Source organism: Streptomyces sp. BF23-19, assembly GCF_041106355.1.
GTDB lineage: Bacteria > Actinomycetota > Actinomycetes > Streptomycetales > Streptomycetaceae > Streptomyces > Streptomyces virginiae_A.
On record NZ_JBGBPT010000099.1, the window covers coordinates 24,565 to 32,164 of the forward strand.

The 7,600-nt window shown below is 73.6% G+C and carries 7 protein-coding genes; 2 read left to right on the forward strand and 5 right to left on the reverse strand.

All coding sequences use genetic code 11. The features are described 5' to 3' along the window. Positions 1–167: 167 nt before the first annotated feature. Entirely contained in the window at positions 168–326 is a 159-nt protein-coding gene (locus tag AB8A24_RS37315; protein ID WP_328962257.1) for a twin-arginine translocase TatA/TatE family subunit, read from the forward strand. Here the strand turns inward: AB8A24_RS37315 and AB8A24_RS37320 are convergent. After that, complete coding sequence (locus tag AB8A24_RS37320; RefSeq protein WP_328962258.1) at positions 323–1,501, reverse strand: DUF2786 domain-containing protein; 1,179 nt, start codon at positions 1,499–1,501, stop codon at positions 323–325. The genes AB8A24_RS37315 and AB8A24_RS37320 overlap by 4 nt on opposite strands. 173 nt (positions 1,502–1,674) lie before the next feature. Here AB8A24_RS37320 and AB8A24_RS37325 point away from each other — a divergent pair, with 173 nt between their 5' ends. Beyond that, the gene (locus AB8A24_RS37325; protein ID WP_369478702.1) at positions 1,675–3,390 is read left to right on the forward strand and encodes a bifunctional 3'-5' exonuclease/DNA polymerase; all 1,716 of its coding nucleotides are present in this window, start codon (positions 1,675–1,677) and stop codon (positions 3,388–3,390) included. A gap of 5 nt (positions 3,391–3,395) precedes the next feature. Here AB8A24_RS37325 and AB8A24_RS37330 read toward each other — a convergent pair whose 3' ends face one another. The 4 genes from AB8A24_RS37330 to AB8A24_RS37345 form a co-directional block, all read right to left on the reverse strand. Further along, complete coding sequence (locus AB8A24_RS37330; RefSeq protein WP_369478703.1) at positions 3,396–4,649, reverse strand: hypothetical protein; 1,254 nt, start codon at positions 4,647–4,649, stop codon at positions 3,396–3,398. 101 nt (positions 4,650–4,750) lie between these two features. Then, entirely contained in the window at positions 4,751–5,266 is a 516-nt protein-coding gene (locus AB8A24_RS37335) for a SigE family RNA polymerase sigma factor (protein ID WP_328962261.1), read from the reverse strand. Positions 5,267–5,367: 101 nt separating this feature from the next. Next, the gene (locus tag AB8A24_RS37340; RefSeq protein ID WP_266382176.1) at positions 5,368–5,874 is read right to left on the reverse strand and encodes a GNAT family N-acetyltransferase; all 507 of its coding nucleotides are present in this window, start codon (positions 5,872–5,874) and stop codon (positions 5,368–5,370) included. A gap of 204 nt (positions 5,875–6,078) precedes the next feature. Continuing rightward, positions 6,079–7,317 carry a serine hydrolase domain-containing protein gene (locus AB8A24_RS37345; protein WP_369478704.1) on the reverse strand — a complete coding sequence of 413 codons (1,239 nt, stop codon included), beginning with the start codon at positions 7,315–7,317 and terminating at the stop codon, positions 6,079–6,081. Between the last annotated feature and the right edge of the window lie 283 nt (positions 7,318–7,600).

Sequence of the window (7,600 nt, forward strand, 5' to 3'; positions counted from 1 at the left end):
CCTACTCGGGGGTAGGGGCCCCGGCCGTCTCGGCCGGCGCGTCCGGGAGCTGCGCGGGGAACCCGTCTGCTTTCAGGACTTCTTCGGATTTGTCCTGACGCGGGCCGACCCTGTTCCACGAGCCGGTCGTTCGAAAGAAGCCGGCCCGTACGAAGGGTGAGACGCCTGTGCTCCGCAATGCGTTCCAGCCCTGGCACCTGGTCCTGGTGGTCTGCCTGCTGGTGTTCGGTTCCGAGAGGCTGCCCGACATGGCCCGCTCGCTGGGCCGGTCGATGCGCATCCTGAAGTCGGAGGCACACGCCCTGCGCTCGGATGACACGGCCTAGCCCGGCAGCGGCTTCCGCCTGCCGCCCATGTGGGCGCGGTCGGCGGCCGCCGTGCCGTCCTCCCAGCCCGCGTGGTCGGTGGCGCCCCGCAGCCGGGTCGTGGTGGTCCGGGGGAACATCTCCTCCGCCCGTGAGGTGACCGCCACGTCGCGGGCCACCAGGGCCGGCAGGTTGTCGGGGGCCTCCGTCGCCGTGTGCTCGGCGGTCTCGGCGAGCCGGTGGCCGAGGCGGCTGGCGTAGGCGAGCAGGAAGGACTGCCTGAAGGTCTTCGTCCGCTTGCGCCCGCCGGAACGCTGCGCGGCCTCCGCGCGGGTCATCGCCGCCGTGCCCTGCACGAGCAGCGAGGTGTAGAGCAGCTCCACCGCCTCCAGGTCGCTCTCGAAGCCGACCACCGTGGAGAACTCGAAGCCGCTGTTCCACACCGCCCGGCAGCGGTTGGCGCCGGCCACCGCGTCGAGCAGCACCGCCTTCGCCTCCTCGTACGGCGGCTCGACACCGATCCGGCAGGCGCCGGGCACCTGGGCGGGGCCCTTGCCGCTCGCCGCGAGCAGGGCCTCGTCCACGGTGTGCCGGGCCATCAGCTCCTGGGCCTTGGCGCTGAGCGCCTCCGCCTCCTCCGGGTAGGTGGTCGCCTCGGCCTTGGCGAGCAGGGCCCGGATCCGGCCCAGCATGCGCGGCTCGATGTGGGCGTGCTCCGCGAGGGCGTCGACCGGGTCGCCGGGCAGCGGACCCACCGGCTCGATCGAGGGCAGCCGGATCAGCAGCCGCAGCACCTCCAGGAAGGCGGTGGCCAGCGTGAACCGGTCGGCCCGTTCCCGCTGCGCGAGCCGGTCGGCGTACTTCTCGTCGCCGCCCCACCACACCTCGTCGGCGCCCCAGCGCGCCGGGAGCCGGGCGTAGCGGCGCGCCTCGGCGGCGATCAGGTCCCCGGTGATCCGCAGGTGCCGCTCGTCGAGGTCCCGGCGGACCAGCCGCAGCACGTCGGCCGGCTGCCAGCCCCGCTCCCAGCCCTGGCGTACGTACGCCTCCCCGCGCGCCAGCAGCTCCCGCCCGACCGCGGGCCAGCCCGCCTGGTCCGCGACGAGCAGCGAGGCGCCGGTGTCCAGCCCGGCGTCGTCCTGGGCGTAGAGGGCAGCGGCGAAGGCTCGGTCGACGGTCTCGGCAAGGTCTCTCACACCTCTCAGCTTGGCATGTCCGCCTTCGCGTCCCATTCCCGGCGGGCGGCCTCGATCCGCGGGCGGGTGCGCCGGCCACGGCGCCGCACCCGCCCACCCCGGCCCGGCCCGGCCCGGCAGCCCACGGCACGGCGAGGCCGGACCTGTCAGACCCCGGTGGGAGACTCGCACCCATGAGCGACCGCACTCCCCGGTGGGCCCTCGCCGAGGACGGCGACGGGTGGTGGCACGCCGCGCCCGTACCCCCCTGCGACGGAGTCCGGATGCGCGTCCGCGACCCCGCCGAGGCGATCCGCGCCGCCCCGCCCGGCACCCGCTGGATCTGGCGGTCCACCGCGGCCGTGTACCCCCGGCTGCTCGCCGCCGGCGCCCGCGTCGAGCGGTGCCACGACATCGAGGACGCCGAGCTGCTGCTCCTCGGTCACGAGGGCCGCTTCGGCGAACCCCGCTCGGCGGCCGCCGCCTGGGCCCGGCTCACCGACGCCCCCGTACCGCCCGATCCGCGCCCGCGCGCCGCCGAGCCCCGCGCCCAGGACTCCCTCTTCGACCCGCAGCCCACCCCGGTCCCCCTGGACGCCCTGCTCGCCATCCACGCCGACCAGACGAGGCGGCTCGACGCCACCGCCCACCCCGATCGGATGCGGCTGCTCACCGCCGCCGAGTCGGCGGCCTTCCTCGTCGCCGCCGAGATGAACCGCGCGGGCCTGCCCTGGCGGGCCGACGTGCACCGCGCGCTGCTGACCGAGCTGCTCGGTGAGCGGTACGCGGGCGGCGGGGAGCCCCGGCGCCTCGCCGAGCTCGCCGACCGGGTCTCCGACGCCTTCGGCAGACGGGTGCGCCCCGATCTGCCCGCGGACGTCGTCAAGGCCTTCGCCGGGGCCGGCATCAAGCTCAGGTCCACCCGCCGCTGGGAGATCCAGGAGCTGGACCATCCCGCCGTCGAGCCGTTGATCGAGTACAAGAAGCTGTACCGGATCTACACCGCCCACGGCTGGGCGTGGCTCGCGGACTGGGTCCGGGACGGCCGCTTCCGCCCCGAGTTCATCCCCGGCGGCACCCTCACCGGCCGCTGGGTCACCAACGGCGGCGGGGCCCTGCAGATCCCCAAGGTGATCCGCCGGGCCGTGGTCGCCGACCCCGGCTGGCGGCTCGTCGTCGCCGACGCCGACCAGATGGAGCCGCGCGTCCTCGCCGCGATCTCCCGCGACCCCGCCTTCATGGAGGTCGCCGGAGAGGCCTCGGACCTGTACACCGCCGTCTCCCGCCAAGGCTTCTCCGGTGACCGGGACAAGGCCAAGCTCGCCGTGCTCGGCGCCGTCTACGGTCAGACCTCCGGGGACGGCCTGAAGAACCTGGCCGCGCTCCGCCGCCGCTTCCCCCGGGCCGTCGCGTACGTGGACGACGCGGCGAAGGCCGGGGAGGAGGGTCGGCTCGTACGGACCTGGCTGGGCCGCACCTGCCCACCACCGGCCGGCTCCGGCGAGGGGGACGAGGCCGGTGACGGTGGCGTCGACCCGGGCGAGGGGTACGGGGAGGGCGGGGGCCGGACCGCGCAGGACCGGGAGGACGGCTGGACCCCGAGCTACGCCTCGACGAACACCCGGGCCCGCGGCCGGTTCACCCGTAACTTCGTCGTCCAGGGCAGCGCGGCCGACTGGGCCCTGCTGCTGCTCGCGGCCCTGCGGCAGGCGACCGTCGGCATGCGCGCCGAGCTGGTGTTCTTCCAGCACGACGAGGTGATCGTGCACTGCCCGGCCGAGGAGGCCGAGGCCGTCGTGGAGGCGATCCGCTCCGCCGGCGAACGGGCGGGGCGGGTCGCCTTCGGCGACACCCCGGTCCGCTTCCCGTTCACGACGGCGGTCGTGGAGTGCTACGCGGACGCCAAATGAGGCCATCAGCCGGCAGGCGTGGCGAGCTTCCACTCCGGGGCGAGCGCGATCTGCCGTAGCTGCTTCATCGTCAGTGCGGGTGCGGGGCGGGTGGCCGGGCCGTTCTGGTCCGCCGTGTTGAAGGCGGTGACCAGCACGCGCAGCCCGTCGTCGCGCAGGGTGTCCACCTTCCACTGGGTCACGCCCTTGTTCTTCTCCCCGGGCCCCGTCACTTCCCTCACCTTGGTCCCGTCGGACTGCGTGGTGAAGGCGGAGTTCCCCGAGAACCCCGAGGGGCTCGCCGCCGGCTGGACGTTGATCTGGACGAGGGACTTGCCCTTGCCGTCGTCGAGGACGACGTAGCCGTACGAGTCCTGCCCGCCCCTGGAGACGATCGGGACGGTGATCCCGAGCTGGGTCATCAACTGCTCCAGGGCGTCCACGGCCTTCCGGTCGCGCAGGGCGATCGACTCGGGCAGGGGCGCCGGCTCGGGCTCGGCCTCCGGCAGGTCGTTCAGGGCCGCGTGCCAGGTGTCCGAGGTGACCAGGCCCTTCAACTGCTCGATGGACAGCGGCGGGTCGGTCCGGGAGACGGGGGCGCCCTTGTCGGCCGCCGCGTTCCACTCGGACGCGTCGACCAGGAAGCCCCGCACGGTCACGAGCACGGCCCGCCAGACCTTGGTGTCCTCCCGGCGGTCCGGGTACTCGTACCCCTGGTGAAGCAGCAGCCTGGAGCCGTCCGGCAGTTGCTCGGTCCGGCAGGCGTCGTAGCCGTGCAGGTTCTTGTCCTCGCACTCGGTCTGCGCGCGGGCCCCGCTGCCGAACGGGTCCACCCGCTGGAGGCTGAGGAAGATGGCCGCCGGGCCCTTGCCGTCGTCGTACACGACGCCGACCCTGGGTCCGAGCTCGTCCTCCGTGCCCCGCGCCTTGGGCGCGCCGATCCGGCCGCCCGGCAGGAGCGCCTTCATCTTGCCGATCATCTGGTCGGCGGTGACCGCGCCCGTGCCGGTCTGCCGCCCGTTGCCCGGCGGGGTCGGGGGCGGGGCCGCGACGTGGACCGCGCCCTCGGCGTCGGAGCCGCCGAACAGGCCGCCGGAGTAGGCCCCCGCCGTGGCGATCAGGACCAGGGCCAGCGCGGATCCACCGGCCACGACGGCCCGGCGGCGCGCCACCAGGCGCCGGCCGCGCGCCCCGCCCGCTTCCGCGAGGGCCCCGGGGTCGGAGGTGAAGCCCTCCCCCGTGCGCCGGAGGGCTTCGGCGAGTTCGTCTTCGAAGGACATCAGGAACCAGGCCTTCCGTGTGCCGGGTGGAGTGAGGGAGAAGGGGGGCGAGGGAGAAGGAGCGGGAGCGGGAGGGAGCCTGCCGGAGCGGACCGGCGCTCTCAGAGGTCCACGAAGGCGGTGAGGCTGCCGCCGAGCTGCTCCCGCAGCCGGGCGAGCGCCCGCGAGGTGCGCGTACGGACCGCCGCCGAGCCGGCGTTCATCGCGTCGGCGGTCTCCTCGACGCTGCGATCCTCCCAGTAGCGCAGCACCAGCACCGCCCGGTCCTTGGGCTCCAGCCGCCCCAGCGCCTCCAGCAGCGTCAGCCGCAGCGCCGGATCCCCGCTCCCGGGCGTCGGCGCACCCGCCTCGGGGAACTCCCCGACCGGCCGCTCCCCCGCGGACCGGCGGCGCTGGTGCGTGAGGAAGACCCGTACCAGCACCGTCTGCGCGTACGCCGCCGGATTGTCGACACGGGAGATCCGGCCCCACCGCAGATACATCCGCCCCAGGGTCTCCTGCACCAGGTCCTCCGCGAGGTGGGTGTCCCCGCCCACCAGCAGACAGGCCGACCGGTACAGATGGCCCGAGCGGCCCGCGGCGAACTCGCGGAACCCGTCCCTGCGCGCCTGGCGCATGTGCTCCCCCCTCACGTCCCTCTCACCCCTCTGACGCGATGGCGGCGGAGAATGTTTCATCTCCCCGCCGCCGATCCCGTCGCACTCCTGCCGGAGGCCGGTCAGCCCAGCTCGTGGAAGTACACGTGGAACTCCTCGCGGACGAAGCCCTCCGTCTCGTACAGCCCCTGTGCGACGGTGTTGTCGTACGCGGTCTCCAGCTGCACGCCGGACACCCCGGCCTCGCGGGCCCGGCGCAGCACCTCGCGCAGCAGCGCCCGGCCGGCTCCGGTGCGGCGGCCGGCGGGGGCGACGTAGAGGTCGTTGAGGACCCAGGCGGTCTTCAGGGAGAGGGAGGAGAACCCGCGGTAGACCTGCGCGAAGCCGACCGTGCCGAGCTCCGGGACATCGGCGAGCAGGACCAGCGACTCGTCCTTGGCGATCCGCTCCGCCAGGAAGGCCCGCGGGGCGTCCGGGTCCTCGATGTCCACCTCGTAGAAGTCGAGGTAGCCGCGGAACAGCACGGCCGCCGCGTCGACGTCCGCCTCGCCGGCCGCGCGGACCGAGACCACGGAAGCGGATTCCTCCGCCGGGGACCGGCCGTCCCGCTGTGCTGCCTGACCGTTCATGTGCGTCTCCCTCGGAGGTGTTTCGCGCGCCGCGGACCATTGTGCGTGGAGGATGCCGAGCCGTCCGGGACCCCCCACGCCCTCGACTGCCTACGCTACGGCCGGAGTCGGCCGTGGCGAAGGACGGGACGCACGACGCGACAACGGGCCCCGGGACCGAAGTCCCGGGGCCCGCCGCTCACATGGCTCTCCCGTCGGGCCCGCTCACGAGGCCGGCTGGGCGGGAAGCGTGTAGACCCGGTCCGGGGTCACGATCTTGGTGATCGCCTCGCCGACCAGGGTGCTGGGCTCCTGGCCCTGGTACCCGATGTCCGTGTTGAGCAGCACGACCAGCGTGGCCTTCGCCTCCGGCAGGTAGAGGACCAGCGATCCGTAGCCCGGCAGCGATCCGTTGTGCCCGATCCAGCCCTGGACGTCGAAGATGCCGAGGCCGTAGCCCGTGCCCGGGAGCGCGTCGACCACGTCGAGGCGCTGGGCCTGGGTGGCGGGGGTCAGCAGGGTGCCGGTCGCCAGGGTCTTCGCCCAGCTGCGCAGGTCGGAGAGGTCGGAGATCATCGCGCCGGCCGCCCAGGCCCAGGAGGGGTTCCAGTCGGTGGAGGTCTCGACCTTGCCAGAGGCCGTCTGGTCCGTGTAGCCCTGGGCGTGCGGACTGGGGAACTCCGGGCCCGTGGGGAACACGGTGTGCTTCAGCCCGGCCGGTTCGACGACCTCGCGGTCGACGAACCTGTCGAGGGGGACGCCGCTGACCTTCTCCACCACCAGCCCGAGCAGGATCAGGTTGGTGTTGCAGTAGTAGAACTTCGCGTTCGGTTCGAAGAGCACCGGGTGCTTAAAGGAGTAGGCGAGCAGCTCCTGCGGGGTGAAGGGACGGTCAGGATTGCTGGTCAGTGCCTTGTAGAAGCCCTCGTCCGCCGAGTAGTTGAACAGACCGCTGCGCATGCCGGCCAGCTCGCGCAGAGTGATCCGGTCGCCGTTCGGCACCCCGTCGACGTACTTGCCGATCGGGTCGTCCAGACCGACCTTCCACTCGTCCACCAGCTCCAGCAGGGCGGTCACGGTGAAGGTCTTCGTCACACTGCCGATCCGCATGTTCAGGTTCGGGGTCATCGGCGCGCCCGTGGCCTTGTCGGCGACGCCGAAGGACCGTACGTAGTCACCCTTGCCGGGGGCCGACACGGACACGATCACGCCGGGGATCTTCGCCTCCGCCAGGACCTTCTTGATCGCGGTGTCCAACTGGCGGGTGACGGCGGGGGTCAGCTGCGCGAACTCGTCCGAGGAGGCGGGTGTCGGGGTCGGCGCCGGGACCGTCGAGGCCGGTACGGACGCCGTGGGCGCCGCCGCGTCCCAGGCGTACACCGCGCCCGCCCCCGCACCCACGGGCCCCACCACGAGTCCGACCGCCGCCACGGCCACGGCGGCACTGCGCCAGCGTGTCGTCATGCCCGGCCTCCTCACCCGCCAAGCCAAGGAACCATCCCTCCACGCTAGACCTGCGTACCCGGGCGGGCGACCGGAGCCGGCGGCGGCGAATTCGTCCAAAAATCTATTCTAGAAATATCTCCGGATCGGCCAGACTTGCCCCATGACCGGTCGTACCTCCGGCCCACGGCCGGAACCCGACGAGCGGCGGACCGCCGGCTTCGGCCCGCCGCCCGCACCGTTCGCCCCACCCGCACCGCCCGTACCGCCCGTACCGCCCGCACCCCCCACCCTGACCGCCCCG

What these genes read in the sequence shown, in the direction of transcription:
- AB8A24_RS37325 (WP_369478702.1), top strand. Translation starts at nt 1,675, where the DNA reads ATGAGCGACCGCACTCCCCGGTGGGCCCTCGCCGAGGACGGCGACGGG.
- AB8A24_RS37330 (WP_369478703.1), bottom strand. Translation starts at nt 4,649, where the DNA reads ATGTCCTTCGAAGACGAACTCGCCGAAGCCCTCCGGCGCACGGGGGAG.
- AB8A24_RS37335 (WP_328962261.1), bottom strand. Translation starts at nt 5,266, where the DNA reads ATGCGCCAGGCGCGCAGGGACGGGTTCCGCGAGTTCGCCGCGGGCCGC.
- AB8A24_RS37340 (WP_266382176.1), bottom strand. Translation starts at nt 5,874, where the DNA reads ATGAACGGTCAGGCAGCACAGCGGGACGGCCGGTCCCCGGCGGAGGAA.
- AB8A24_RS37345 (WP_369478704.1), bottom strand. Translation starts at nt 7,317, where the DNA reads ATGACGACACGCTGGCGCAGTGCCGCCGTGGCCGTGGCGGCGGTCGGA.